Genomic DNA, 25,353 nt, shown 5'->3' with positions numbered 1-25,353 from the left:
TTGATACAATACAAGAAAATCCTGAAGGATTGAATAAAAAATTTTTCAATTCACACGGGTTTTCTTATTTTTATTCCACACTGCATATTTTTACATTATGAATTTTCTTAGACTTCCTTTCCTTGTCAAGCTTACACTCGTGGTGGTTTCCATCATTGGACTTGGCTATCTTCTGGCGTTAGGACAGAGTATTTTAGCTCCGTTTTTTCTGGCATTCCTTATGGCTATGCTGTTTTTGCCAGCGGCAACTTTTATGGAAAGAAAGTTAAGATTTCCAAGATCAATGTCTACCATGACCTCAGTGTTTATTATGCTGATGATTCTAAGTGGTATCATTTATTTCTTTACCAATCAGCTTTCTGATTTCAGTAAGGATCTTCCACACCTCAAGGAACAGTTTACTACTGTTTTTAACAGCCTTCAACATTGGGTTTCGAAAACATTTAATGTGAAAGTGGATGAACAGGTGGATTACATTAACCAGGGATTAACTAAACTACTGTCTTCTTCGGGAGTCATTTTAGGTTTTACATTTGGGATTTTTTCAACAGGATTCGGCTTCATTATATTTTTCACCTTGTTTTTTATCTTTATTTTAAATTACAGAAGACTTTTAAATAATTTCATCGTTACCGTTTTTAACGAAAGACATAAAGCGAGTGTACAGGAAGCTGTAAATGAGATTCGAATCATGACCAAGAAATATATCTTCGGACTCTTTCTTCAGGTAATTATCGTATCTGTTCTTACTTCCACCCTCCTTACAATTCTGGGAGTGAAATATGCAATTCTTTTAGGAGTTCTGACAGGATTACTAAACGTTATTCCATATCTGGGAATCTTTATCTCACTTTTAATTTCCTGTTTTATAGCATTTGCCACTTCTACTCCTTCAACATGCATTTATGTTGCTTTAGGATATATTGCAATTCATGCTGTAGATGGTAATATTGTTCTTCCATTTGTTGTGGGTTCTAAAGTAAAAATCAATGCTTTATTTTCTTTTATTGGAATCCTTTTAGGGGAACATCTTTGGGGAATTGCAGGAATGTTCTTGTGTATTCCGGCCATTGCTATTATTAAGATTATCTGTGAAAGAGTGGATGATCTCAAACCTTGGGGGAGATTGCTCGGAGAAGAACCAAAACCTCATAAAAAGAAGAAAAGTTATAAGATTTCCAAGAATATTACGCTGAAGGAAATGGATTGACCGTGGATAATGGAGGAGAAATTACACAAAAACAACCACCAACACACATTAATGATTGATTTCATATTTCATGTTAAATAAAATACAAGATATCCTATTTTTATTTTACATTTGATATAAAATCATCAATCATGAAAGTAATAAAATTCATTTTATGTTTGCTTTTCGGGCTTATGTTTATTAATGCCGGGCTTAACAAGTTTTTTAATTATATGCCCATGGAGAAACCCACTCCTGAGCAAATGAAACTCTTCGCTGCTTTTGGAGAAATCAGCTGGCTGATGCCTTTGGTAGGTATCGTGGAAATCATTGGCGGATTATTATTTATTTTCCCAAAAACAAGAGCATTAGGTGCCATTGTTATTCTGCCTGTCATGGTGGGAATTGTCACCCATGTTTTCACGATGGATAAATCTCCCATGGGAATGAGCATTGCTGGAATTATGTTTCTGATTAACCTTTGGATGATTATTGATAATAAGGAAAAATACGACCATTTAGTTTCGTAAGTGCAGACAATAGATTGTAGGTAATAGGTTGCAGGTTGCAGTATCAGTAAACTTCAGATGAAGCCTATTGTTGCTTTTCACTACCTGTAACCTATTATCTGTCACCTGCTCCCTATACAAAAGCACTGAAACCTGTAATCGATCGTCCTACGATCAGCGAATTAATTTCTTTTGTCCCTTCATAAGAATAAATAGCCTCTGCGTCGGCAACAAATCTTGCAACATCATATTCCAGCAGAATTCCGTTTCCTCCCATCACTTCCCTTGCTCTGGAAACAATATCTCTTGTTCTGAGTGTGCAGAAAACTTTTGCTAACGAAGCATGTTCATCTTTTAAAATTCCTTCATCCTGCATTTCGGACAGTCTGAAAACCATAGTCTGCATGGCAGTAAGGTTAGACAGCATTTCTACCAAATGTCCCTGTATCATTTGAAATGAGGCAATAGGTCTTCCAAACTGTTCTCTTTTTCGGGTATAGTCCAAAGCACTTTCATAGGCACCACGCGCACAACCTGTAGCCATCCATGCTACTCCTGCTCTGGTCATTCTCAGGACTTTTCCGGTATCTTTAAAGGAATTGGCATTCTGCAGACGGTTTTCCTCGGTTACCAGACAGTCTTTTAAAGTAATTAATCCGTTTTGGACAATCCTTAAAGCCATTTTCCCTTTGATTTTTTCTACAGCGTATCCCGGATTATCTTTTTCTACAATAAATCCTTTCACTTCTCCGCTGTCCAGATCTCTTGCCCAGATTATGATCAGATCCGCGAATGTGGCATTTCCAATCCATTTTTTCTGGCCGTTAAGAACCCAGCCTTCCGGTGTTTTTTTACAGGTCACTGTAAGTCCTCCTGCTGCGCCTGAACCTACTTCCGGTTCCGTAAGCCCGAAAGCGCCTATTTTTTCAAACTTCTGCATCTGCGGAAGCCATTTTTGTTTCTGTTCTTCAGATCCACAGATATAAATAGAACCCATGGCCAATCCAGACTGTACTCCGAAAAATGTAGCAATGGAAGCATCTACTCTTGCCATTTCCATCGCAATGACTCCTTCCATCAGGAAAGGCATTCCCGGACAGCCGTACCCTTCATAGGTAACGCCGCAAATATCAAGTTTTTGGAATTTAGGAATCAGTTCAAAAGGGAATTCATCTCTGAGCCAGTAATGGTTTACCAAAGGTTTTACTTCTTTTTCCATGAATGCTCTCACTTTAAGCTGAATTTCACGCTGTTCCGGAGTAAGCGTATGGTAGATATCATAAAAATCTCCGTCAATGGGTGGAAGTTCTTTCTTTTTCTTTTCGGGATCAAGCATTTTCATAAGCCCGGAAAGCTGTTTATCATCCAGTTTTGAGAAATTCTGCATCAGTTTGGGCAGATCTACCTTTTTAGAAATGGCACTCAACTGATCGAAATCTATGGAAGTAAATAATTCTATTGCGTTTCTGATTTTGGAAAAAGTATTCGACATAAGTATAGATTGTAGTTTTGGTTTGTAAAAGATAAGCAAAAATTGCTCCGAAAACAAAGGGCAAAGCTTACCATAGTTTTACAAAACACTTAATTTCAACGAATTAAAACAACCTATTTTGTTTACAAGCTTTTTACTTTTGATTTTCAAGCGTTACAAAAGATCCTGACTGAACTTTGATCTCAGGAAAACAATAAAAATTAACGTTATGAAAACTACTTACATTAAACTATCTCTGGCTGCTGCTCTTTTATTAGGAATTTATTCATGTAAAAAGGGTGAAGTTGCCTCAACGGATCTTGAAGCTTATGCTACTACAGACTCAGCTGCTGTTGTTGTTTCGGATAGCATCTCCTCGGTAGCCAGTATGAAAGTAAAAGACAAACAGTTTATCAAGACTGCAGATGTCAATATGGAGGTAAAAGATGTGTATAATACCACTATTGCCATTGAAAAATCTGTACAGGAGCTTGGAGGTTTTGTCACCAATAGCAATCTTCAAAGTAACGTAGTTTCTGAAAACACCTACAACACATCTAGTGAAGAAGCTATGCTGGTCAAAAAATATCAGACAGAGAATAGAATGCAGGTACGTATTCCTACGGAAAAGCTTGGTGAACTGCTGACGGCAATCAATACAAACAAATTATTTTTGAATTCAAGATCTATCAATGCGGAGGACGTGACTGCGAATATCAAATATTCTGAACTGGAAGGAAAAAGAAATCAAAAAACTTCTGAGAACATTAACAAACTGAAAACAAATAAGGACAAGGTAAAGCTTGATGACGAGAATATGTCTGAAGGAAACCTTCAAAAACTGTCAAGTATGAATATGACAGATGATTTGAAATACAGTACTATTGATATCTACATCAAAGAACCTCAATTACGTATCGCTGAAATTGCTGTTACCAATACCACAAACATCGATAATCAATATAAATACAATTTCATTTACGATGCTAAAGATGGATTTGTTTACGGATTCTATCTGATTCAGAGAATTATAATTGGACTTATCAATGTCTGGCCTATTCTGTTAATTGCAGCAGCCATCATTTATTTTTTAAGAAAAAGAAAAACTTTAAAATCTGAACAGTCCAAAATTCAGGGATAAAAAAAACACTCCTAACCAATTGGTTATCATCATAATTTTAGATTTTACAACCTCTCCTTTTTGAGAGGTTTTTATTTTTTTTAATAAAAAAGTGTAACGATTGTAATGCCTGCTTTACCTACTCTTTAAAAGAACAGAAAATCAAAAAAATTAATACAATGAAAAATTTAATAAAACTTGGATTCGCAGCATTATTATCAATAAGCACAATAACTGCAAAAGCGCAAAGCAACAATACGAACAAAGAAAACAGTCTTCTTTGGGAGGTTTCCGGAAACGGTCTTTCTAAACCATCTTACATTAGCGGAACTTTTCATATCTTATGCAGTAAAGATTTTGGGATCAAACCTAAGGTACTAAAAGCGCTTGAGAAATCTGACAACTTTGTTATGGAAATCAATTATACAGATCCCGCTGAAATGATGTCATTACAGAAAATGTTTAAAGCAGATAAAAAAATATCGGATCAGCTTTCTCCCGAAGAAGCTAAAGAACTGAATACTGTTCTCGCTAATTATGGAACAGATCTGAAAAGTATAGATTCTTCAAGTCCTCAGGCTCTGTATGCACTGCTTTCTACCAAAGCAATTCCATGCCCCCAGACCGAAGTAAAACTTTACGAAATGGAACTTCTTCAAAAAGCAATGAAAGATAAAAAAAGCATCAAAGGACTTGAAAAAGTGGAAGATCAAATGAAATCAATCAATGAAGCGTATGATCTGAAAAGCACGATCTCTCAGCTTAAAATGGACAAAGAATATCAAATATTGTTCAGACAGATGATTGAAGCTTTTAAAAATGAAAATGTACAATCTCTATACAGTCTTTTTAAGGATGAAAGATTCATGAATGCTCAGCAGGAAAAGGCTATGCTTACCAACAGAAATCAAAACTGGGTAAAAGTAATGCCGGACATGATGAAAAAAGAAAGTTCTTTCTTTGCCGTTGGAGGCTCTCATCTTATGGGTGAAAACGGAATTATTCCTCTTCTACAGGCAAAAGGCTACACGGTAAAACCTGTATCGAGCTTATAACCATAACCAAACCATGAAACTATTGTGAGCAATCCAACTGAAACCGCCTTTTTAAAGCTCGTTAACCAGCACAAGGGTATTTTATACAAAGCTTCACGGATCTATGCAGATTCTGTAGAAGACCGCGAAGACCTTCAGCAGGAGATTCTTATCCAGCTTTGGAAATCCTATCAGAATTTTAAGGGTAACAGTGAGTTTTCTACCTGGATGTATCGGGTTGCCATCAATACTGCAATCACCTATTTAAAAAAAGAAAAGAAAAGATCCAATAATCATACAGATGCTCCTGCTCATTTTGAAGTACAGCAGGAGGATTACAATCCTACAAAGGACAGACAGCTGGAAATTTTCTACAATGCTGTTCAGGAGCTGAACTCCTTAGAAAAAGCAGTCATATTTTATTTCATGGAAGGGATGTCACACAAGGAAATAGGAAATAATTTAGGACTTAGTGAAGGCAATGCCCGCGTAAAACTCAACAGAACAAAAGAAAAAATACAACACATCATAAAAAAATCAGGTTATGAATTTTGATCAATTAAAAGAACAATGGAATAAAGAAGACAGTGATGTCCATATTCCTGATACCATAGAACAATTAAAGGAAAGTAAACATCCTATAGAAAAGATTCAAAAGAGTATGAAAAAGGAATTTCCTGCGCAGGTTATTTCCATCATCCTGATTGGTTTCTTTCCGATGCTATTCCAATTTCCGCCTTCACAGTATACCATTTATTATATATCTTATGCTTTATTGGTAGTAGTATCCTGTTATTATTTATTCGGATTTTACCAATTTTACAAACAAGCGGAACTTTATACCGGAAACACAAGAAATAGTCTTTGGAAGATCTACCACGAACTCAAATTAAATATGGAAAGATACCAGTCATTTGGATTCTTGTTACTTCCCCATTTTATAATAACATTAGGTTTAGTGGCATATAATCTTCTGGAGAAAAAAGGTGAATCGTTGGCGGATATTAGCCATCAACATCAAATATCCCTTATTTTATTAGTATTGATAGGCGTTCTTTCTGTTGTAGCAAGTATTATTTTATGGACAAAATATTTTTACGGACCTAGCGCCAAACAATTGGAAAATATCCTGAACGAAATGGATGAATAACATTTAAAACATCTATCACAAAACACTTTTTATATAACCTCAGAGCCTTTCTGAGGTTTTGTTTTTTAAAAAATCGTTATTTATCATCTTCAAATTTATCTGAGGTTTTATTTTTCCGTAAATTTGCAGATCAGAAATAAATCATTATGGATTATGAGCTATTTCCATCCAATACATGATTTTCTGAACGATAAAAATTCTGTAATATGCTATCAAAAATAAATCCAACACAAACTAACAGCTGGAAAGCACTTGATGAACACTTCGGTGGAAATGACTTTGATCTTAGAACTCTTTTCCAATATAACCCGAACCGTTTTAATGAGTTTTCCCTGCAAAAGGACAACTATCTTTTTGATTATTCTAAAAACTTAATTGATTCAAGAACAAAGGAGCTTTTATTGCAATTGGCGGAAGAAAGCCAGCTAAAAGATGCTATTTCTAAAATGTTCTCCGGAGATAAAATCAATGAAACAGAAGGAAGAGCCGTGCTGCACACGGCATTAAGAGATTTCTCAGACCGTGAAATTATTGTGGACGGGGAAAATATCAAACCACAAATCAAAAGAGTTCTTGAGCACATGAAGTCTTTTTCTGAAAAAATTATTTCAGGAGAGCATAAAGGATTCAGTGGTAAAGAGATCACAGATGTCGTAAACATCGGAATTGGAGGATCAGACTTGGGACCTGTTATGGTTTGTTCGGCTTTAAAGCATTTTAAAACAAGATTAAACGCTCACTTTGTTTCCAATGTAGACGGAAATCATATCGCAGAAGTGGTAAAAAGCTTAAATCCTGAAACCACTTTATTCATCATTGCTTCCAAAACTTTTACGACTCAGGAAACAATGACGAATGCCAATTCAGCAAAAGACTGGTTCCTGAAAGCTGGAAAACAGGAAGATGTAGCAAAACATTTCGTTGCTTTATCCACTAATATTGAAGAAGTTAAGAAGTTCGGAATCGCAGAAGAAAATATTTTTGAATTCTGGGACTGGGTAGGTGGAAGATATTCTCTTTGGAGTGCTATCGGACTAAGTATTGTACTTTCTGTAGGATATGAAAACTTTGAGCAGCTTTTAAGAGGTGCTTTTGACACAGACCAACACTTCCAGACTGCAGACCTTTCTGAAAACGTTCCGGTATTAATGGGACTTTTGGGAATCTGGTACCGTAACTTCTATGCAGCAACTACTTATGCAATCTTACCTTATTCTCAATATCTGGACAGATTTGCAGCTTATCTTCAACAGGGAGATATGGAAAGTAACGGAAAATGTGTAGACAGAAACGGTGAATTTGTAGAATATGAAACCGGACCAATCATCTGGGGAGAGCCAGGTACAAATGGCCAGCACGCATTTTATCAGTTAATCCACCAGGGAACAGAATTAATTCCGGCAGACTTTATTGCCTATGCAAAAAGCCCAAACAAAGTTTCGGATCATCAGGATAAATTATTAGCGAACTTTTTCGCTCAGACTGAAGCACTTGCCTTCGGAAAACTGGAAGAAGAAGTAGAAGAAGAATTGAGAAATGCAGGCAAATCTGATGAAGAAATAGACAGACTAATCAATTTCAAAGTCTTCCATGGAAACACTCCAACTAACTCGATACTATTCAACGAATTAACTCCTTTTTCACTAGGTCAGTTGATTGCTCTGTATGAACACAAAATTTTTGTTCAGGGTGTGATCTGGAATATTTTCAGCTTTGACCAGTTTGGAGTGGAATTAGGAAAAGTATTAGCCAATAAAATCCTTCCTGAGCTTGAAAACAATGAAGCAATAAGCTCTCATGACAGTTCTACCAACGGATTGATCAATTACTATAAGGAAAACAAGTAGTAAGTAAAAAGAAAGTAAAAGTAAATCTATAAAGTAAAAAAGTAAAAATGGCAGAAATTCTTGACGGACTTAAAGTATCCAAGGAAATTAAAGCAGAGATCAAGGTTGAAGTAGAAAAGATTCTCGCTAGCAAAAGAAGAGCTCCGCATTTGGTGGCTATTCTTGTAGGAAATAACGGAGCAAGCAAGGCCTATGTAAACTCTAAAGTGAAAGACTGTGAGGAAGTAGGGTTTCAATCCAGCTTAATCAAATTTCCAAGCACAGTTTCTGAATCTGAATTATTGGAAAAAATTGATGAGCTTAATAAATCTAAAGCAGTAGACGGATTTATCGTTCAGCTGCCTTTACCGGATCAGATTGATCAGGAGAAGATTATCAATGCGATTGATCCTAGAAAAGACGTGGATGGTTTCCACCCTGAAAACTTTGGAAAAATGGCTCTTGAAATGGATACTTTCTTACCGGCAACTCCTTTTGGTATTTTAACATTATTGGAAAGATACAATATTGAAACTAAAGGGAAAGACTGTGTAATTATCGGAAGAAGTAAAATTGTAGGAAGACCAATGAGTATCCTTATGGGAAGAAAAGATTTCCCAGGAAACTCTACCGTTACCCTTACACACTCATACACAAAAGACATCGAAGAATATACAAGAAAGGCAGACATCGTTATTACTGCTTTGGGAGATCCCCATTTCCTGAAAGGAGATATGATCAAAGAAGGAGCTGTAATTGTTGACGTGGGTATTACAAGAGTAGATAATGATTCTCCAAAAGGATATTACCTTGCAGGTGACGTAGATTTTGACAGCTGTGCTGCAAAAGCGAGCTGGATTACACCGGTACCTGGAGGAGTAGGCCCTATGACAAGAGCAATGTTGATGAAAAATACCATCATTGCCTACAAAACTTCGGTCTATAACGACTAATTTTAAAATGAATAAAGAAGAAGATATTTTATTAAAAGAAGGTAAAATGCTCCCTGTAATGGAGCATTTTTACACTTTACAGGGAGAAGGAGCACACACCGGAAAAGCAGCCTATTTTATCAGACTGGGAGGTTGTGATGTAGGATGTCACTGGTGTGATGTAAAAGAAAGCTGGGATCCGGAACTCCATCCTCTGATGAATACAGTAGAAATTGCAGAAACAGCTGCAAAACATTGTAAAACAATTGTTCTTACGGGTGGTGAACCTCTAATGTGGAACTTGGATATATTGACTTCCAGATTGAAAGAGCTGGGATGTACAGTACATATCGAAACTTCGGGAGCTTATCCTATGAGCGGACAGCTGGACTGGATCACCCTTTCGCCAAAGAAAACAGGATTGCCTAAAGAAGAGATTTATCAAAAGGCCCATGAGCTTAAAGTAATCATTTTCAATCAGCATGACTTTACGTTTGCTCAGGAACAGGCTTCAAAAGTTTCTGAAAACTGTAAGCTTTATCTTCAGAGTGAATGGAGCAAGAGAGATGATATGTATCCTAAGATAACAGATTTTATCCTGGAAAATCCGGAATGGCAGGCTTCTGTTCAGACGCACAAATATCTGAATATACCGTAAAAAAGTGTAAATTAGCCGGGCTTATCCGCTATAATACTGATAGATGCAGAGAATTCGATACTCTAGATACCTGAAATCAATCATTATGTTGCTTGACCTCATGGTTATTGCATCTATCTTCATATTCTTTTTTATAAGCAGAAACGAAAGTTTAAAATACAATAAAGAAACCTGGTATCAGAATAGTTTTTCTCTGATTCTGTTGTTTTTGTTCTGGGTGCTCCTGAGTGGTAGGACAAAAATATACAATATTCCGAGGAACCTTACTTATACGTTGTTTCTTGAACGCCTTTTAATCCATTTCCTCTTTTTTATACTTGGCGTACTGCTTATAGGAAAGGTAAGTTATAATGTATTTTTTAATTCGGATATTTACTGGCTTTCCCTTTATCTTTTTATTTCTATTTTCCTGGCAAAATCGCTGGTCTATTTCGCCATCAAATACTTACGATCCCTTGGAGCCAACTACAGAAATGTAATGTTTTTGGGAGATAATCATTCTACAGAGATTCTTAAGAATATCTTCACAGAACGTAAAGATTACGGATACAGGATATTTGAATACGAAAATTCTGATATCAATATTAATGAACTGGTTGCTTTCTGGAAAAAGAACGGGATTCATACTTTGTTTTTATCTCTGGAAAATTCCTATGATGAATGGATTCAGAATGAACTTTTCAAACTGGCAGAAGATAATAAGATTCATATTTCACTTATTCCAAGTATCACACAAAGTGATTTTTTCTTGTATGATCTTGGATATATACAGACTCAGCCAGTACTGAATCAGGCTAGATATCCCTTAGATTATTATTCTAATTTCCTGATGAAAAGAACGTTCGACATTTTCTTTTCTGTCATTATATTGGTTTTAATTTGCTCATGGGTATTTCCAATCATTGCCATTTTAATCAAAACCACTTCCAAAGGTCCGGTTTTTTTCCTTCAGAAAAGATATGGTTTTCATGAAGAAGTCTTTCATTGTTTTAAATTCCGAACCATGGTTGTTAATGATGAATCTACAACTAAAACCACCTCAGTAAACGACTCCAGGATTACCAAAGTGGGTAGATTTTTAAGAAAAACCAGTCTTGATGAGCTTCCCCAATTCATTAATGTATTGAAGGGTGAAATGTCTGTAGTAGGTCCGCGTCCGCATATGCTGGCTGTCGACAATTATTATAAACCCAAAATCGGAAGATACAGCTTAAGAAGCATGGTCAATCCTGGTATTACGGGATTAGCTCAGGTGAATGGATTGCGTGGTGACTTCGGAGACGTGGAAGTAGAGATGAAAAAAAGGGTTCTGGCCGATGCTTTCTATGTAAGAAACTGGAGTTTTGTACTCGATCTGGTTATTATTTTGAAAACCGTTTTATTGGTGATAGGAGGAGATAAAAATGCAAAATAATAAACCGAATAAGGTTTATATTGAAATAATTTTAACACAAAAACAGGCTTTAGTCTTATTCTTGACTGTAGCCCAATTAAATAAAAAAGTCTAATTTAGCAGTATGTTAAAAAAGTTTTTCACAGCAGTAGGGGAATACATTATCCTCTTGGGAAAATCCCTGCAGAAACCTCAGAAAATGAGGGTTTTCTGGAAGCTGTTCATGAGAGAAATTAATGATTTGGGAGTAAATTCTTTCGGACTTGTCATCTTCACATCCATATTTGTTGGAGCTGTAGTGGCTATTCAGATGTTCAACAACTTTGATGCTTCTTCTTTTCCTATTCCGCCTTCATTTGTAGGATATGCTACGAAAGCGGTTTTGGTTCTGGAATTTGCACCCACCATTATCAGTCTTATTCTGGCGGGTAAAGTAGGTTCTTATATTGCTTCAAGTATTGGAACTATGAGAGTTTCCGAACAGATTGATGCATTGGATATCATGGGAGTAAACTCACCCAATTTTCTGATATTTCCTAAAATTATCGCCTGTATGCTGTTTAATCCCCTTCTTATTGCTATCAGTATCGTATTTGGTATTGGTGGTGGATATATTGCCGGGATTTTAACAGGAAACTGGACAGAAAACGATTATATCGTTGGTATTCAAATGTATATGCCGAATTTATTTATTTACTATGCATTTACCAAAACAATCGTTTTCGCCTTTATCATTGCAACAGTTCCTTCTTATTTCGGATACAATGTAAAAGGAGGATCGCTGGAAGTTGGTAGAGCAAGTACGCAGGCCGTGGTATGGACAATGGTATTCATTATCATTTCTGAACTAATTTTAACCCAATTAATATTAAGCTGATGATTGAGGTAAAAGATCTTAAGAAAAGTTTTGATGATGTTGAAGTATTGAAGGGAATCTCAACTTCATTTGATAAAGGAAAAGTAAACTTAATCATTGGGCAGAGTGGTTCCGGAAAAACTGTTTTTTTAAAGAGTTTATTGAATGTTTATATGCCTTCCTCAGGAGAAATCCTTTTTGATGGTAAGGATATCAATACCATGACGAGAGATGAAAAACAGCATCTTCGTTCAGAAATCGGAACCGTATTCCAGGGAAGTGCCTTATTTGATTCCTTAACTGTGGAAGAAAATATTATGTTTCCTCTGGATATGTTTACCAACCTTACCTACAGAGAAAAAAAGAAAAGAGTTTTTGAAGTAATAGGACGAGTACATCTTGACAAAGCGGAAAGAAAATATCCGTCCGAGATTTCAGGAGGAATGCAAAAAAGGGTGGCTATTGCCAGAGCTATTGTAAATAATCCCAAATACCTGTTCTGTGATGAGCCCAATTCCGGACTCGATCCGTATACCTCAAAGATCATTGACGATCTTCTTTATGAAATCACAAAAGAATACAATACTACAACCATCATCAATACCCACGATATGAACTCTGTAATGACGATTGGCGAGAAAATTGTATACCTAAGACTGGGAATCAAAGAATGGGAAGGCAACAAAGACATTCTGATTACTGCAGGCAATAAAAATCTGATTGATTTCGTTTATTCTTCAGAACTATTTAAAGAGCTGAGAGAATATTTACTTGAGAATAATAAAACGATTGAAACTACAAATACAAAAATAGACGATAATGAAAAAGGTACTTAGTATAGCGTTATTAGGGTTTTCAATGTGGGCTTCTGCGCAGATTTCACTGGCAGGTAAGGCTAACTTAATTTTTCCAACAGGCTCACCTTCATGGTCCAATATCAAAGGAACAGTGAATGATGCCATTGATGGAACAGGTAAAAATAATGTAGGTTTTAACGTGGGACTTTCATTAAAAGTAGGACTTCCTACTTCATTGTTCGTGATGCCTGAAATCTATTATACTCACTTCAAAAATGAGTTTACTACAGAGAACACTACTTTTGATGTAAAAAGCAACCGTATTGATGTTCCCGTTCTTTTAGGATATAATCTTTTGGGGAATATGCTGGGAGTTTTTGTAGGACCCGTTGGAAGTTTTAACTTAAACAAAGACAATACTTACAATGATTTCAAAGAAAATGCTAAAAATGACTTTACAGTAGGATACCAGTTTGGTGCGCAGCTTGAAATTAAAAAGCTTATTGTAAATGCAAGATATGAAGGAGCTTTCAGTAAAGACGAAAGAAATTTCATCAATAAAGTTTCCGGTTCTGAAATCAGGTATGACAACAGACCTAACCTGTTTATGGTAGGTTTAGGATATAAATTCTAATGAATTATCGAAAATAACAACTTTAAACCCTCAAATTTAAATTTGAGGGTTTTTATTTTGATTTTCAAGTTCAGCCTGACGTTTTGCAATTTCTGCAGCCTGCTTTTCAAGCTCTTCTTTATCTTTCTGTAGCTGCTTGAATTCTTTTTTCTTCTGTTCTTCTTTGATAGCGCTTCCCTTACTTAAATACCCTACCATTCCTCCAATGATAAGCCCTATCCCAACTCCTGCCATGATTCCCATAATATGAGAGATTTTTATTTGTTCTACGGCAAAATCAGTCGTTAAATAGAAAAGTAATGCTGAAACAGCTAAAAGTATAAGTCCGGTAATTGATAAACTCTTCATAATATTGTGTTTAGGTGGTTACATAAAAAAGCCTTACCAAATTTACTAAAAATTTAATAAGGCCTTACTCAAGATTAAAATTCTAATTATATTTTTCCTCCCGCAGCCTTATAGTATTCTAAAGCTTTCGGAAGATCTTTATTGATATCTGAAATTCTGGTTTCCGGACTTGGGTGGGTAGATAAGAATTCCGGCTGTCTTGCTCCTGAAGATGCAGCTTCCATTCTATTCCAGAAAGGGATAGCCGCTCTTGGATCATATCCAGCCATAGACATCAGGTAAAGACCCATTTCATCTGCCTCAGATTCCTGACCTCTTCCATATTTCAATAAAGCCACTTGTGAACCAATAGGATATACCTTCTGGAAAACACTTGCCCATTGTGAGTTTGAGATGGTTCCTCCCAGGATTGCACCTCCATACTGAGCTACCATTGCCTGAGAAATTCTTTCGTTTCCATGGCCTGCCAGCGCGTGGGAAACTTCATGTCCCATTACCACTGCAAGACCGTTATCGTCTTTTGTGATCGGTAATATTCCGGTATAAACGGCTACTTTACCACCAGGCATACACCAGGCATTCAGCTCACTGCTTTGCAGAAGATTGAATTCCCAGCTGTAGCTGGCAAGATCTGCTGATCTACCGATACTTTGATAATATCTTTCTGCAGCGCTTTTAATTCTGTTCCCTACATTTACCACTCTCTTTGCATCTGCCGTACCGGTAATTACTTTACCTTTAGACAATGTCGTTCTATATTCCTGTGAAGACATTGTTAAAATTTCCGAGTTATTGGCCAGCTGTAAAGACGATCTTCCAGTAATTGGGTTCGTAGTACAGGCAACAGCCGACAGAGCAATAGCTCCTATTCCAAATAGATGTGTAACTTTCATAGTTTGAGTGTTAATAATTCAACCTTAACAATTTTTATTCCAAAATATTCCAGAAAGAATATATTTGCATACATTTTGCTGTCTAAATTTAATAATTATCTCATTATGAAAAAGTATATTTCTTTACTGACGATTTTTGGATTCCTGTTCTTCTTTCAGAGTTGTGCTTCACAAGGATCATTAGATCCGAAAACAGTAGATAATTTGATAGATTCTCAGGAGTTTACTTTTTATGCACAAAGAGCCAACCCGACGAATTATGATGTTATTAATGTGTTGAACTCAATGCCTAATTCTACTGCAACGAGAGTACTTAATCTCAATGGAGAGTATACCATTGATGTAAGCAAAAATACGCTGGATGTAGTGCTTCCTTATTTTGGAAGGATGTTCAATCCAACTTATGGAGGAGCAAGTGATAACAGTTACCGATTTACTTCCAAAGATTTTACAGTAACTAAAACTCAAAATAAAAAAGGAACCTGGACTTTAAAGTTCAAGCCTAAAGATGCAAGAAATGTTGATGAACTTAATATTGAAGTCTTTAAAAACGGTAAAGCTTTCGTTTCTGTAAGAAGTAGCGACAGACAGCCCATTACTTATGACGGATATATTTCTAAAACAGAGGTAAAACAGGAAAAAGAGAAACTTTAATCTCTTTTTTCGTTAGATAAAAATTTTTCAACAAATAATTTTGCTTCAGTACTTGGATTCGAAACCATAGCTGAAGCATTTTTTTTATGCATATGGTAAGCTTCCTCTATTGCATCGCTCTTTTTCATCAGTGATAAAATATATTCCTGAACCCAGTATTCGAAGCGTTTTTCAGCCTGCTGAACACGAATTTCTTCAAAACGTCCGCTTTTCTTTTTCAGATCAATAAATTCGAAAATTGTATCATAAACTTCCTGTAATCCCTCATTGTAAAGGGCAGAGCCTAATAAAACTGGGATTTTCCATCCTTTTTCTTTAGGTGGAATAAAATCCAGCGCTCTTTTTAATTCAAGTCTTGTATTTTTGGCTTTCTGAAGATTGTCCTGATCTACTTTGTTGATGAAAATAAGATCTACCATTTCCATGATTCCCCTTTTTATACCCTGAAGTTCGTCTCCACCACCAATGATTTTAAGGAATAGGAAAACATCGGTAATATCGGCAACCAATACTTCTGACTGCCCTACGCCTACCGTTTCTATCAAAATATAATCATATCCTGCTGCCTCACAGATCATCATAGTTTCAAAGGTAGTATTGGCTACTCCACCCAAAAAACCTGAGCTTGGAGAAGGACGTATGAATGCATTCTCTTCTTTCGCAAGTTCTTCCATTCTGGTTTTATCCCCTAAAATACTTCCTTTGTTGATTGCCGAACTGGGATCAATTGCTAAAACAGCTACTTTTTTACCCTGAGCAATAACCAAGCGGCCAAAGTTTTCTATAAAAGTGGATTTTCCGGCTCCGGGAACTCCTGTTACTCCTACTCTCACAGAATTTCCGGTAAGAGGCATCATTTTCTTCAATAGTTCTTCTGCCTGTACTCTGTGTTCTGCTTTTTTACTTTCAACCAATGTAATAGCTTTTGCAATCAGGCGCTTATTTCCTGACTGTATTCCTTCTATTAACTCTTCTGTAGTAAATTTCATTAATTCAAAATTAACAATTAAAATGCGAATGGTCAATAGCCCGCTCATAATGATAAGACAAAATATCTAAATTGTTTTCATTGGAAATTAACGATTTTTCATGAATTCAATTTTTATTTCTTCTAAATTAAAACTAGAACGCCCTGTATCAACAGCTTAAGGAATTTATTACATTTGTTATATATCAAAAAGAAGAAACATGAAAAAACTCATCGCTGCGGCTTCGTTTACTGCTATTTTGCTGGTTTCCTGTACGCCGAAAGCTTCTACATCCGCCACTACTGCAGGAACATCTACATCTACTGCAGAACAGATTGCTCAGGGGAAAACTATTTTTGAAAACTCTTGTGGAAGATGTCATAAATTACCGGATCCTGCTTCACACAATCCTGTACAATGGGTAGGAATCATGAATTCTATGGCTCCAAAAGCAAAACTGACGGACGAACAGCACCAATGGGTGTATGATTATATTGTTTCTGTGAAAAAGTAATCATCAAACAAAAATATGGTATGAAAAAACTCATCTTAACCGGTATCGCAGCATCAGCATTTCTGGTGTCCTGCGGGCCAAAAAGTGTGGCTGTTACAGGGCCAAAGTATACCTCATCTGAGCAGTTGGCACAAGGAAAAACCATTTTTGAAAATTCCTGTGCAAAATGTCATAAGCTGCCAGAACCTACCAAGCATGACAACCAGGGATGGATCAACACGTTAAGCAGAATGGCTCCAAAGGCTAAGTTAACTGATGACCAGCATCAAATGGTGTATGATTATCTGATCTCTGTAAATAAGAAATAAAAGAAGGCCTCATTTTTGAGGCCTTCTTTTGTAATATATCAAGGGTATTTTTTGTTGAAAATAGTACTTAACAACTTATCTTACCATTAGTTTTTCAACCTGAACTTTCTCTCCCTGCTGGATATGAACCATATAAACTCCTTTCTGGAATCCCTGAGTAGAAATGGCTTTTTTAGAACCTGATTCTCTGGTATCAGAGAATATCAGTTTTCCTGACATATCAAACATTCTGATCTTAACTTCTTTAGAAGATTTGTCTATATTTCCTACAAAGAATTCATCATAAGTAGGATTAGGAAAAATAATAAATTTCTGATCTGAAAGTTTAACATCCTGAGTGGCCAGTGCCGTAATACATTCTTGCGGTACCGTAAAGTCTTCCACCTGATCATTAGCCGCAGAACTACTTCCTGCTGAAGCATTTACCCCTAGACCTCTTTTAGCAAAGGTGTTCCATATCATACATTTATCCAAACCTGCATTACCTACAGCATCAGCCTGAAGAATTGCATTTCTTCCATCAATAAATGAAGGGTTACAAGCCTGTAATTTCAGTCCGTCCATTACTATTTGCAGCACTTTAGCATTTCCGGAAATACTGCTTGCCATGACATCACTGTTATATCCATATTTTTCAATGTACTTCCAGGTAAGATCCCACAACATTGTTGCCCAGATAAACCCAATGGCATGTGGTCCTGAAACAGTATTGGTTTTGCCATACGTATAATTGTTTACACTAAAGTCTGGTGAATATTTGGCAGGTCTGATACCACCTCCTGTAATAGGCTGGCTACTTGTATAGGTTCCAATTCCTCTCGCCAGCGCTGATGTATCTCCAGGTCTTGTTGTAAGCATTAAAGCAAAATAATCTGACCATCCTTCACCCATCTGCTCAGCACTTTGAAGACAGCTATATCCCTGCCCTGTTAATCTGTTTGAAATGCCATGTCCATATTCATGGGCAACGATTCCATTATCCAGACTGGAATGTTTAAAGCCATTATAGTCGAAATTTAATGTTGTATTGACAGTTTCTCCTGTATTGATTTGATTTACAATATACTCGCCTTCTGTTTTCCCCATCATAATGGAAGGAATGGTAATTCCTGTCACGGCATTATCTCCCCCCATTGAAATAGGATCCACATTATTAGGATCATAGATAATTCCTCCCAAAGCTCCTGCAAGCTGCATATTTTTAACCTTGGTGGCAAAACTGCAGGTTCCTCTTTTGGCAATTCCTATTTTTCCTGTCATACTTCCTGCTGCAAGAGCTGTACAGGCATCATCCGGTGTAGCAATTTTCAGATCTCCTGTTACCGTTTGGCCACCTAACAGAAGAGGGCCAAAACTCGCCCCTCCGGTTGCCACTTTAGGTCGGTTTACAATAGCAGCCGGAGCATTATACTGATATCGTAAGATAGGATCATTGGCTGGCTGTGTTCTGTCCCAAAGATACATTTGCATTCTTGGTACAGAAAGATAAGTAGTTCCACTAATGACCGCTTCATAGCCTGCAGCGAAATTGGCATTATTAAGACCGCTTCCGTCAAAAGCCTCAGCTCTTACAGCATCTCCCTGTATACCTCCTTTTCCAAAATTATTCGTTTGAAAGTTTCTGGCGGCTTCTGTAAATCCGAATTTATAAAAGATATCATGCATCTTATTATTCATGTAAAACAGATTGGTAATCGCGGCATCTTTATAGGTTATAGGATTATCATATCTCCCATCGGCAAAAGGAAAATTGAAAGAGAGGGAACTTCCTCCGTCCGGGGAATATCCCGGATTATTCGTATTATCCTGATCTGAATATGCATATACATTATTTCCTCTTGTATTGGTATAGCTGTTCGTTCCATCAGAATGCCAGCCTTCCGGTGATGCAACTAAGTCCCACGGATTATTTACCAATGCGCGAGCCCCAAACGTAGGAGCTTCCACTGGCAATGGAAAAACATTATAAGACGCATTTGTAGGTGCCCACAGAGCATTTAACAGCTTACTTTGATTCTCCCCTGCTGATGTTTTCTCCCATTCATTGGATACAGCTTCATGAGAATGGCCGTGATCTTCAAAGCTGCAGTTTAGCGTCATATTATCTTTAGTGAGTATTTCTCCACTTTCAGCATCAGCAAGTACATGCCACACATCTGAAGAATTTTGATCTGAAACAAACAGTTCTTTAGCCAGAATATACTTACCATTCTTCTCAAAATAGACATCAGGCAAATAGTCTGTATCTGAAATAGCACTTAATCCCAGTTTTTGCTTAAGAAGGGCATCTGAAAATCTATCATGCACTTTTGCTGTACTGGCAGCAACAATATTTCTGCTGAAGTCATTATTTTCAGAGAGTATCTGATCCCCTTTAATGATGACTTTTCCCAATGCATTGTATACTCTCAGTCCGTTATAAGTCTGCTGTACATTCACAATATTTGCCCCTAAACTATTGGACATATCTTCGTTCAGAATGATAACGCCCACTTTATTTTGGTTTAGCTTTCCACTTTTTTGATAATAATCCTGAATAAGCCTGTTGGAGTTCTGACCATTTATTTTCCCAAAACAGAAAAGAAACACTACAGATACAGGTAATAAAAATAATTTTTTGTTCATAAGATTGGTTTTTACATAACAAAACTATAAATTATTTGCGATATCGAAATGTTAATTTGATTTTTTTTATCAAAAAGTAAAATTAATTAATGGTTTTTCTTTTTTTCAATTATTTTTTTCTTATTTTTCTGTGACATTTTACTTTTTATAAATTTTTCTCTGCTTTTTAAGAAATCAAGCATGCATTGATCATAGGCAAATGTTCGGGCAAGCTTTAAAGGTTTCAAAGCTTGTTTATATTCTAATCTGATTTCAAACAGTAAAGACTGATGGATAAGGATTCTGCTTTTATCTATGCCTTTTATCTTTAAAGAATAGTCAATCAGTTTTTCTGCATCATCCAGGTCTTCATTGTCTAAAAGACACTTGATATGATATTGCGGTGTATTCAGATTAGAAATATTGCATTGCATCGCTTCTTCGAAATACAGTTTAGCTTTTTCATAATCAAACAGTATTTCACTATAAATTCTTCCCATCAGACAGAGGCTGTCTGCATCTTCCGGATCATATGACAAAGCATAGTTTAATGCCTCTAAGCATGACGGAAGGCTGTATGGATAATTATCTAAGGCCTCAAAATAATATTTATTTTTAGTTAAGGTCATTGTTGTAGTTTTTTAATTCATTTTTCAAGGCATTCCTTTGTTTTTTGAACGTCTTGTCTTCATAATTCTTTTTAAAATCTGTTCCTGAAAATGTCCGAACCGGATTTCCGCGTTCTACCTGCATCTGAAGAGACCAAGTATCTTTCAGCTTTCTTTCCAGCTGCCGGATATAAACCGCCATTACTTTTTCTTTTAATCTGATAATGGATAGCTTTTTATTTTCCAGCTGTGAACGAGAGTCCTGTACAAAAACAGTCTCATTGGTAGGAATATGGGTAGCCCGTACCGCGGTATTCACCTTGTTTACGTTTTGCCCTCCGCTTCCCTGGCTTCTGGCGGTCTGAAACCGGATATCTTTTTCATTGAAATCAATCATTTTTATATTTTCAAGTTCAAAAATTCCGATAAACCAATTGCTTCTTTTATGCAGTTTCCTGAATGTGCTTTTCCCTGTCCAGCAAACACTTCCCAGCCAGTTTTTTAAAAACGGGCTTAGATCTTTCCCTTTTAAAAGCAAGGTCACTGATTTTACTGTCAGGTTCTCATCACCGTTCTCACGATGAATGATTTCGTATTCTATTGTATTTTGTTTTGCCTCTTCAAGAAAGGTCTTCAGCACCTTGGCTGCTACCCATTGGCATTCTAAAGGCCCTCTTCCTGAAGTGATCTGTATTAATTTTTCCATTTTATGTTGGCATTTTGCTTAATAAAGGATGTCCTACCGGATCTATTCCTTTTTCTAATAAATTTTTTGCAGCCATTACTGCCCAGCATTTGTCGCTGGAGTGGATATTTCTGTAAAAAGAAAGTAAAACACTGGGTTTCACAACAGTAAAACCATTGGCTTCAATAGTCTCAAGATCATCTTTTTCAAAGAAGTCAATGGTAATTCTGCAGACCTTTTCATTTTCCAACTCAACCGTTTTTTCGTACCTGCGAAAATTTTCCTCACTCGGCAGATGGTCATATCGGGTCCAGACTTTCTGAAATCCTTCCTGCTGAAGAATGATAACCACGTCTGCAACATTCTCTTTCTTTACAAAAACATCAATATCCTTATGATCGTGGGCATGTTTGTATTCTGTATGTCCTTTTTCCGACATAAAATGCCATGCCCAGCCTCCTGATATAATGATTTTATCTTTTAATGTATTTAAAATTTCGAGTCCTAACCGGATTCTGAATTCCGGCCAGACTTCACCATATCTTTTTATGTTATGTGGTGCTCCCATTTTTTTGTTTTTTTAAATTAAAAGTTGAGAGTTTATAGTTGACAGCCGGTGTTTCAACTGATAACTATAAACCATCAACCCAATTATCTGTCCATTCTCACAATTCTCGGCTGGAAAGTTCCCAGAATATCTACCAGTTCGCTCTGTGCATTCATCACTTCATTAATGTCTTTGTAGGCCATAGGGGCTTCTTCTGCATTTCCGCCCATCAGGGTTACATTTTTCAATTTCAGTTCTTTTTTGATATCATGCTGAGTGAAAAGGCTTCTGCATTCTCCTCTTGAATGCGCTCTTCCTGCGCCATGTGATGCTGAATTCAGGGATTCAGGATTTCCTTTTCCACGGACTATAAATCCTTTTGCCGTCATGGATCCGGGAATCATCCCCAGTTCATTTTCATTGGCAGGAGTTGCCCCTTTTCGGTGAACAATCACTTCTTTACCGTTATGGATTTCTTTCCAGGCAAAGTTGTGATGGTTTTCAATTTTGGCTTTTACCCTTCCGCCAACAGCTTTTACCAGCCTTCTGTGAATATCATCATGACAGGCAGAGGCATAATCTCCGGCAAGATTCATTGCTGTCCAATATTCCAATCCCAAGTGGGTACTAAGATCCAGCCAGGCAAAGTTTTGAGCTTCTTTTGGTAATGGACATTGTTCTGTTGCCACTCTTGAGTAATACTGGGCAATCTCCGCTCCCAGACCTCTTGAGCCGCTATGAGAAAGGATTCCCAGATATTTTCCTTTTGGCAGACCAATTTGCTCATCTTCTTCAGTGATTTCCACTTCTCCGAATTCCACAAAGTGATTTCCTCCGCCTGAAGAACCCATCTGTTTGATTGCTTTTCCCTTTAATCTTCTTAAGATCGGGATCATATCAAATGTATCTCTTTCGAAAATCTCATGATCAATGTGAGACTTATGCGTTTCATACATTCCGAATTTTGTATGTTCAGCAAGCGCTTTTTCATATTTATCTCTTGCTCCTTCAAGATATGAAACCGGTGTATCCAAAATACTGAGGCTCATTCTGCAGCCAATATCCATTCCTACGCCGTAAGGGATTACAGCATTTTCCACTGCCAGAACTCCTCCTATCGGAAGTCCGTAACCGCTGTGGGCATCGGGCATTAATGCTCCCTGAGTAGAAACAGGCAGCTTCAAAGCAGTATACAACTGATTTTTCGCCTCTTCAGAGATATTGTTACCAAAAATCTGAAATGAAGCACGCTGTGAATTCAGCATTCTTTTTTCTGTCTTTTTGGATGAAAGCAGGGTTTCTGCAATTTGTCCGAAGGTGAGATCTTTTTCAAATTCCTCCGGATTCAGCAGGATTTCCTTTAAAAGAGATTTTACGTGGTGAATATTCTTTGTTGCAAAATTTCTTTTCATGACTTCCAATGCTACGTTTACGCTTTGATTATTTGGATAGCCCAGTTTTAATATATCTTTTCCTTTTAGTTTTAAATTTCCCATTGTTTTTGTTTTAAATAACAGTTTGGACTCATACGTCCAGTAAGCTTTCTGCAATCTCTGTTGCAGACATTTTGTAGTGAAAATATTTTGTACTTTCATTTTGATCAGATTTGTATTTCATCTTCCATGAACTTGGCCTTCCATATATTGTTTTATGGATAATCCCAGCAACCTTATGTTGTCTCAAATAGGACTCCAGCTCTGCATATTCTTTTTCAAGTTCGAAATCTACAGGCTTATAATGGGTAATCATATTGGGTCTTATTCTAAGGATAAACCTCCATGGTTCAATGAATTCGTAGTAAATATCATACCTCTTCCTTAAAGGGCAATATTCCTCTTTTTGCAAAAAATACTGCCTTTCCATTGGTGTAAGTCCGAATTTCGGATCATTCCAGGCATATGTTGAAACTCTATTGAGCTTCTGTTCTCTTTCCACATAGATTCTTCTTCCGGATTTTCTTTTCTTTTTAAGAAATTTTCTGCTTTCAGAATACATGTAAGTATTGATTTTCTTCAGAATTCCTTCAAAGAACTCTCCGTATTTAGATCTCATTACATCTTCTCTTACTACAAAGAATCTTACAAATCCTCTTTGATAAGGCTTATCCAAAGGAATCCATGGGGTATTTCGTCTGATATCCCTAAGTTTATCACTACGTCGATATTTTTTTCTGATCTGTTTTTCTACATCTTTTCTAATTGTTCTTTTTCTGCTTCTTGCACTTCTCAGGCGGGAAAACAGAAGGTTATCATTTTCCATTGTTAACAGAAGTATGATGTGAGATCGTAAAAGTTTATTTATTTTATCTCACGCAACTTTTAATCAACTAAAATACTAGTTGAATGGATTAATAATAGACCATAACAGTTCTGAGGAATATACCTCTTCCTGTCATGTCTGTAATGACACTAAAAAAGATTTCGGGTAAACTTGGGAGTTTGAAATATTGCGCAATAAAAAACCCGAAATCTCTACGACTTCGGGTTTTGATATTTCATTGTACTGTTATTCTAAGAATGTACCAAACCGCGAAGCCTTACCACCATAAGGGGTAATCCAACTGTAGAATTCTGTTTAGTTCTGAACATTGCTTCGTTGTTTTTATTTGGTTAAACTTGATTTTCAGGTGCAAATATATAAATTTTTCTGAGAATCAAAATATTTTTTTCACTTAAGGTGAATAATGCTGAGAAAAATGGCGTCAATAACTTTTGTCATTCTCTTTGTATCGAGCGTTTCCAGCGTATCCGTGGGTTCGTGATAATTTTTATTTCTGAAGAAGGAAGTATCCGTGATCATGAGCGCGGGAAAGTCAAAATTCCAATAGTTCAGATGGTCGGAATAGTCTATTCCTGCTACAAATTTTGGGGCTGAGAAGGTTTCTGTTTTTATCTGTCCTGAATCTTTAAAATTACCTATGAAATTTCTTACAAAAGGACCTGCTCCACTGATTTTTTTCACCAATGTAATGAAATCTCCTTGATCACCATATATCCAGGAAAGAAGACCTACAGGAAAACTCTGGGAATCTTTTTCATCTTTGAAATAACCGATCATTTCTACACTGGCCATTCCATAGACATCGATCTTATTGTCTTTTAAATATTTTGCATGGACATAGCTTCCCATATTTTCAGTCCTGAAATAAGGAGGTTCTTCCAAGGTATAGGCAACAAGATCTACTCTGTAATTCAGTTTTTGACCTTTAAGCATTCTTGCGAGTTCCAGAAGAGCAGTAACTCCTGTGGCATTGTCGTCTGCTCCCTGCTGATCTCCACAAACATCGTAATGAGCACCTATAATGATCCGCTTCTTATTTTCTGTTCCAAAGGATGAAATAACGTTTTTATATATTTTTCCATCAACTTTGTATTCCTGGTAAGCAGTGCTGTCACCATAAGTACTAAAAGTCTGATGGATATAGTCTGCAATGGCATTCAGCTGGTCTATATTTTTATGGTTTCTAAATTGTGGAGTTTGGGTCATTGCGGTCAAATGCTTTTTAACCAAAGCAGTATCTGCAACAACCTTCGAGCTTTGCATTGATCTATTGTTCTTCCCTGAACCCAGCAAGAAGACACCTGTAATAACAAATAAGCCTACGAGAAGAAACATTTTTTTCCTCGTAGGCTTTATTATATTTTTTAGATTCATG

The 25,353-nt window shown here is 36.6% G+C and carries 27 protein-coding genes; 16 read left to right on the top strand and 11 right to left on the bottom strand.

Going from position 1 to position 25,353, the window contains the following annotated elements; translation table 11 throughout:
- Nucleotides 1-97 precede the first annotated feature (97 nt).
- Nucleotides 98-1,210, top strand: coding sequence for an AI-2E family transporter (locus JOE44_RS18415; RefSeq protein ID WP_034692644.1), 1,113 nt, complete (start codon nucleotides 98-100; stop codon nucleotides 1,208-1,210).
- Between the two features lie 131 nt (nucleotides 1,211-1,341).
- Entirely contained in the window at nucleotides 1,342-1,719 is a 378-nt protein-coding gene (locus JOE44_RS18410; RefSeq protein WP_209786702.1) for a DoxX family protein, read from the top strand.
- Nucleotides 1,720-1,831: 112 nt separating this feature from the next.
- On the opposite strand, the gene JOE44_RS18405 is transcribed toward JOE44_RS18410, so the two are convergent.
- A complete protein-coding gene (locus JOE44_RS18405) occupies nucleotides 1,832-3,190 on the bottom strand; it encodes an acyl-CoA dehydrogenase family protein (RefSeq protein WP_209786701.1) in 1,359 nt (452 codons plus the stop codon).
- Nucleotides 3,191-3,398: 208 nt separating this feature from the next.
- On the opposite strand from JOE44_RS18405, the gene JOE44_RS18400 reads away from it, so the two are divergent.
- The 11 genes from JOE44_RS18400 to JOE44_RS18350 all read left to right on the top strand — a co-directional run bounded on the left by JOE44_RS18400 (nucleotide 3,399) and on the right by JOE44_RS18350 (nucleotide 13,569).
- On the top strand, nucleotides 3,399-4,310 hold the full coding sequence (locus JOE44_RS18400) for a DUF4349 domain-containing protein (protein WP_209786700.1): 912 nt from the start codon (nucleotides 3,399-3,401) through the stop codon (nucleotides 4,308-4,310).
- Between the two features lie 158 nt (nucleotides 4,311-4,468).
- Entirely contained in the window at nucleotides 4,469-5,344 is an 876-nt protein-coding gene (locus JOE44_RS18395) for a TraB/GumN family protein (protein WP_209786699.1), read from the top strand.
- Between the two features lie 24 nt (nucleotides 5,345-5,368).
- The gene (locus JOE44_RS18390; protein ID WP_209786698.1) at nucleotides 5,369-5,878 is read left to right on the top strand and encodes an RNA polymerase sigma factor; all 510 of its coding nucleotides are present in this window, start codon (nucleotides 5,369-5,371) and stop codon (nucleotides 5,876-5,878) included.
- Nucleotides 5,868-6,473, top strand: coding sequence for a hypothetical protein (locus tag JOE44_RS18385; protein ID WP_209786697.1), 606 nt, complete (start codon nucleotides 5,868-5,870; stop codon nucleotides 6,471-6,473). Before JOE44_RS18390 ends, JOE44_RS18385 begins: the two co-directional genes overlap by 11 nt.
- Nucleotides 6,474-6,679: 206 nt before the next feature.
- On the top strand, nucleotides 6,680-8,320 hold the full coding sequence (gene pgi, locus JOE44_RS18380; RefSeq protein WP_209786696.1) for a glucose-6-phosphate isomerase: 1,641 nt from the start codon (nucleotides 6,680-6,682) through the stop codon (nucleotides 8,318-8,320).
- Between the two features lie 47 nt (nucleotides 8,321-8,367).
- Nucleotides 8,368-9,252, top strand: a complete 885-nt coding sequence (locus tag JOE44_RS18375; protein ID WP_034692667.1) for a bifunctional 5,10-methylenetetrahydrofolate dehydrogenase/5,10-methenyltetrahydrofolate cyclohydrolase — start codon at nucleotides 8,368-8,370, stop codon at nucleotides 9,250-9,252.
- Between the two features lie 7 nt (nucleotides 9,253-9,259).
- Entirely contained in the window at nucleotides 9,260-9,889 is a 630-nt protein-coding gene (locus JOE44_RS18370; protein ID WP_209786695.1) for a 7-carboxy-7-deazaguanine synthase QueE, read from the top strand.
- Nucleotides 9,890-9,932: 43 nt separating this feature from the next.
- Nucleotides 9,933-11,303 (top strand): exopolysaccharide biosynthesis polyprenyl glycosylphosphotransferase, encoded by a 1,371-nt coding sequence (locus tag JOE44_RS18365; protein WP_209786694.1) that lies wholly within the window; start codon nucleotides 9,933-9,935, stop codon nucleotides 11,301-11,303.
- Between the two features lie 103 nt (nucleotides 11,304-11,406).
- Nucleotides 11,407-12,159: an ABC transporter permease gene (locus JOE44_RS18360; RefSeq protein WP_209786693.1), complete on the top strand. Its 753-nt coding sequence runs from the start codon at nucleotides 11,407-11,409 to the stop codon at nucleotides 12,157-12,159.
- Nucleotides 12,159-12,974 carry an ATP-binding cassette domain-containing protein gene (locus tag JOE44_RS18355; RefSeq protein ID WP_047428831.1) on the top strand — a complete coding sequence of 272 codons (816 nt, stop codon included), beginning with the start codon at nucleotides 12,159-12,161 and terminating at the stop codon, nucleotides 12,972-12,974. Before JOE44_RS18360 ends, JOE44_RS18355 begins: the two co-directional genes overlap by 1 nt.
- Nucleotides 12,958-13,569 carry an outer membrane beta-barrel protein gene (locus JOE44_RS18350; RefSeq protein WP_105684092.1) on the top strand — a complete coding sequence of 204 codons (612 nt, stop codon included), beginning with the start codon at nucleotides 12,958-12,960 and terminating at the stop codon, nucleotides 13,567-13,569. The genes JOE44_RS18355 and JOE44_RS18350 overlap by 17 nt, the downstream gene beginning before the upstream one ends.
- A 36-nt stretch (nucleotides 13,570-13,605) precedes the next feature.
- Here JOE44_RS18350 and JOE44_RS18345 read toward each other — a convergent pair whose 3' ends face one another.
- Both JOE44_RS18345 and JOE44_RS18340 read right to left on the bottom strand, forming a co-directional pair.
- Complete coding sequence (locus JOE44_RS18345) at nucleotides 13,606-13,917, bottom strand: hypothetical protein (protein ID WP_105684091.1); 312 nt, start codon at nucleotides 13,915-13,917, stop codon at nucleotides 13,606-13,608.
- 86 nt (nucleotides 13,918-14,003) lie between these two features.
- Complete coding sequence (locus JOE44_RS18340) at nucleotides 14,004-14,810, bottom strand: M48 family metallopeptidase (RefSeq protein WP_209786692.1); 807 nt, start codon at nucleotides 14,808-14,810, stop codon at nucleotides 14,004-14,006.
- A gap of 105 nt (nucleotides 14,811-14,915) precedes the next feature.
- On the opposite strand from JOE44_RS18340, the gene JOE44_RS18335 reads away from it, so the two are divergent.
- Nucleotides 14,916-15,464: a DUF4251 domain-containing protein gene (locus tag JOE44_RS18335; protein ID WP_209786691.1), complete on the top strand. Its 549-nt coding sequence runs from the start codon at nucleotides 14,916-14,918 to the stop codon at nucleotides 15,462-15,464.
- Here JOE44_RS18335 and meaB read toward each other — a convergent pair.
- Complete coding sequence (meaB, locus tag JOE44_RS18330; RefSeq protein WP_209786690.1) at nucleotides 15,461-16,453, bottom strand: methylmalonyl Co-A mutase-associated GTPase MeaB; 993 nt, start codon at nucleotides 16,451-16,453, stop codon at nucleotides 15,461-15,463. The two genes, JOE44_RS18335 and meaB, sit on opposite strands and share 4 nt — an antisense overlap.
- A 199-nt stretch (nucleotides 16,454-16,652) precedes the next feature.
- Here meaB and JOE44_RS18325 point away from each other — a divergent pair, with 199 nt between their 5' ends.
- Together JOE44_RS18325 and JOE44_RS18320 are read left to right on the top strand one after the other, a co-directional pair.
- The gene (locus tag JOE44_RS18325; RefSeq protein ID WP_062676044.1) at nucleotides 16,653-16,946 is read left to right on the top strand and encodes a cytochrome c; all 294 of its coding nucleotides are present in this window, start codon (nucleotides 16,653-16,655) and stop codon (nucleotides 16,944-16,946) included.
- A 20-nt stretch (nucleotides 16,947-16,966) separates the two neighbouring features.
- On the top strand, nucleotides 16,967-17,254 hold the full coding sequence (locus tag JOE44_RS18320) for a c-type cytochrome (RefSeq protein WP_209786689.1): 288 nt from the start codon (nucleotides 16,967-16,969) through the stop codon (nucleotides 17,252-17,254).
- 75 nt (nucleotides 17,255-17,329) lie between these two features.
- Here JOE44_RS18320 and JOE44_RS18315 read toward each other — a convergent pair whose 3' ends face one another.
- The 7 genes from JOE44_RS18315 to JOE44_RS18285 form a co-directional block, all read right to left on the bottom strand.
- Nucleotides 17,330-19,879, bottom strand: a complete 2,550-nt coding sequence (locus JOE44_RS18315; protein ID WP_209786688.1) for a T9SS-dependent M36 family metallopeptidase — start codon at nucleotides 19,877-19,879, stop codon at nucleotides 17,330-17,332.
- 86 nt (nucleotides 19,880-19,965) lie between these two features.
- Entirely contained in the window at nucleotides 19,966-20,487 is a 522-nt protein-coding gene (locus JOE44_RS18310) for a hypothetical protein (protein ID WP_209786687.1), read from the bottom strand.
- Nucleotides 20,474-21,172: a peptide chain release factor H gene (prfH, locus tag JOE44_RS18305; protein ID WP_209786686.1), complete on the bottom strand. Its 699-nt coding sequence runs from the start codon at nucleotides 21,170-21,172 to the stop codon at nucleotides 20,474-20,476. Before prfH ends, JOE44_RS18310 begins: the two co-directional genes overlap by 14 nt.
- Nucleotide 21,173: 1 nt before the next feature.
- Complete coding sequence (locus tag JOE44_RS18300; RefSeq protein ID WP_209786685.1) at nucleotides 21,174-21,719, bottom strand: hypothetical protein; 546 nt, start codon at nucleotides 21,717-21,719, stop codon at nucleotides 21,174-21,176.
- An 83-nt stretch (nucleotides 21,720-21,802) separates the two neighbouring features.
- Nucleotides 21,803-23,194, bottom strand: a complete 1,392-nt coding sequence (locus JOE44_RS18295; RefSeq protein ID WP_209789250.1) for an RtcB family protein — start codon at nucleotides 23,192-23,194, stop codon at nucleotides 21,803-21,805.
- A 28-nt stretch (nucleotides 23,195-23,222) separates the two neighbouring features.
- On the bottom strand, nucleotides 23,223-23,957 hold the full coding sequence (locus JOE44_RS18290) for a hypothetical protein (protein WP_209786684.1): 735 nt from the start codon (nucleotides 23,955-23,957) through the stop codon (nucleotides 23,223-23,225).
- 408 nt (nucleotides 23,958-24,365) lie between these two features.
- Entirely contained in the window at nucleotides 24,366-25,241 is an 876-nt protein-coding gene (locus JOE44_RS18285; protein WP_245169808.1) for a M28 family peptidase, read from the bottom strand.
- Nucleotides 25,242-25,353 lie beyond the last annotated feature (112 nt).

The organism is Chryseobacterium sp. PvR013 (assembly GCF_017833095.1).
Lineage (GTDB): Bacteria > Bacteroidota > Bacteroidia > Flavobacteriales > Weeksellaceae > Chryseobacterium > Chryseobacterium culicis_A.
This window is presented reverse-complemented; position numbering and strand designations above follow the sequence as displayed.

What these genes read in the sequence shown, in the direction of transcription:
- JOE44_RS18415 (WP_034692644.1), top strand. Translation starts at nt 98, where the DNA reads ATGAATTTTCTTAGACTTCCTTTCCTTGTCAAGCTTACACTCGTGGTG.
- JOE44_RS18410 (WP_209786702.1), top strand. Translation starts at nt 1,342, where the DNA reads ATGAAAGTAATAAAATTCATTTTATGTTTGCTTTTCGGGCTTATGTTT.
- JOE44_RS18405 (WP_209786701.1), bottom strand. Translation starts at nt 3,190, where the DNA reads ATGTCGAATACTTTTTCCAAAATCAGAAACGCAATAGAATTATTTACT.
- JOE44_RS18400 (WP_209786700.1), top strand. Translation starts at nt 3,399, where the DNA reads ATGAAAACTACTTACATTAAACTATCTCTGGCTGCTGCTCTTTTATTA.
- JOE44_RS18395 (WP_209786699.1), top strand. Translation starts at nt 4,469, where the DNA reads ATGAAAAATTTAATAAAACTTGGATTCGCAGCATTATTATCAATAAGC.
- JOE44_RS18385 (WP_209786697.1), top strand. Translation starts at nt 5,868, where the DNA reads ATGAATTTTGATCAATTAAAAGAACAATGGAATAAAGAAGACAGTGAT.
- pgi (WP_209786696.1), top strand. Translation starts at nt 6,680, where the DNA reads ATGCTATCAAAAATAAATCCAACACAAACTAACAGCTGGAAAGCACTT.
- JOE44_RS18375 (WP_034692667.1), top strand. Translation starts at nt 8,368, where the DNA reads ATGGCAGAAATTCTTGACGGACTTAAAGTATCCAAGGAAATTAAAGCA.
- JOE44_RS18370 (WP_209786695.1), top strand. Translation starts at nt 9,260, where the DNA reads ATGAATAAAGAAGAAGATATTTTATTAAAAGAAGGTAAAATGCTCCCT.
- JOE44_RS18365 (WP_209786694.1), top strand. Translation starts at nt 9,933, where the DNA reads ATGCAGAGAATTCGATACTCTAGATACCTGAAATCAATCATTATGTTG.
- JOE44_RS18360 (WP_209786693.1), top strand. Translation starts at nt 11,407, where the DNA reads ATGTTAAAAAAGTTTTTCACAGCAGTAGGGGAATACATTATCCTCTTG.
- JOE44_RS18355 (WP_047428831.1), top strand. Translation starts at nt 12,159, where the DNA reads ATGATTGAGGTAAAAGATCTTAAGAAAAGTTTTGATGATGTTGAAGTA.
- JOE44_RS18350 (WP_105684092.1), top strand. Translation starts at nt 12,958, where the DNA reads ATGAAAAAGGTACTTAGTATAGCGTTATTAGGGTTTTCAATGTGGGCT.
- JOE44_RS18345 (WP_105684091.1), bottom strand. Translation starts at nt 13,917, where the DNA reads ATGAAGAGTTTATCAATTACCGGACTTATACTTTTAGCTGTTTCAGCA.
- JOE44_RS18340 (WP_209786692.1), bottom strand. Translation starts at nt 14,810, where the DNA reads ATGAAAGTTACACATCTATTTGGAATAGGAGCTATTGCTCTGTCGGCT.
- JOE44_RS18335 (WP_209786691.1), top strand. Translation starts at nt 14,916, where the DNA reads ATGAAAAAGTATATTTCTTTACTGACGATTTTTGGATTCCTGTTCTTC.
- meaB (WP_209786690.1), bottom strand. Translation starts at nt 16,453, where the DNA reads ATGAAATTTACTACAGAAGAGTTAATAGAAGGAATACAGTCAGGAAAT.
- JOE44_RS18325 (WP_062676044.1), top strand. Translation starts at nt 16,653, where the DNA reads ATGAAAAAACTCATCGCTGCGGCTTCGTTTACTGCTATTTTGCTGGTT.
- JOE44_RS18320 (WP_209786689.1), top strand. Translation starts at nt 16,967, where the DNA reads ATGAAAAAACTCATCTTAACCGGTATCGCAGCATCAGCATTTCTGGTG.
- JOE44_RS18315 (WP_209786688.1), bottom strand. Translation starts at nt 19,879, where the DNA reads ATGAACAAAAAATTATTTTTATTACCTGTATCTGTAGTGTTTCTTTTC.
- JOE44_RS18310 (WP_209786687.1), bottom strand. Translation starts at nt 20,487, where the DNA reads ATGACCTTAACTAAAAATAAATATTATTTTGAGGCCTTAGATAATTAT.
- prfH (WP_209786686.1), bottom strand. Translation starts at nt 21,172, where the DNA reads ATGGAAAAATTAATACAGATCACTTCAGGAAGAGGGCCTTTAGAATGC.
- JOE44_RS18300 (WP_209786685.1), bottom strand. Translation starts at nt 21,719, where the DNA reads ATGGGAGCACCACATAACATAAAAAGATATGGTGAAGTCTGGCCGGAA.
- JOE44_RS18295 (WP_209789250.1), bottom strand. Translation starts at nt 23,194, where the DNA reads ATGGGAAATTTAAAACTAAAAGGAAAAGATATATTAAAACTGGGCTAT.
- JOE44_RS18290 (WP_209786684.1), bottom strand. Translation starts at nt 23,957, where the DNA reads ATGGAAAATGATAACCTTCTGTTTTCCCGCCTGAGAAGTGCAAGAAGC.
- JOE44_RS18285 (WP_245169808.1), bottom strand. Translation starts at nt 25,241, where the DNA reads ATGCAAAGCTCGAAGGTTGTTGCAGATACTGCTTTGGTTAAAAAGCAT.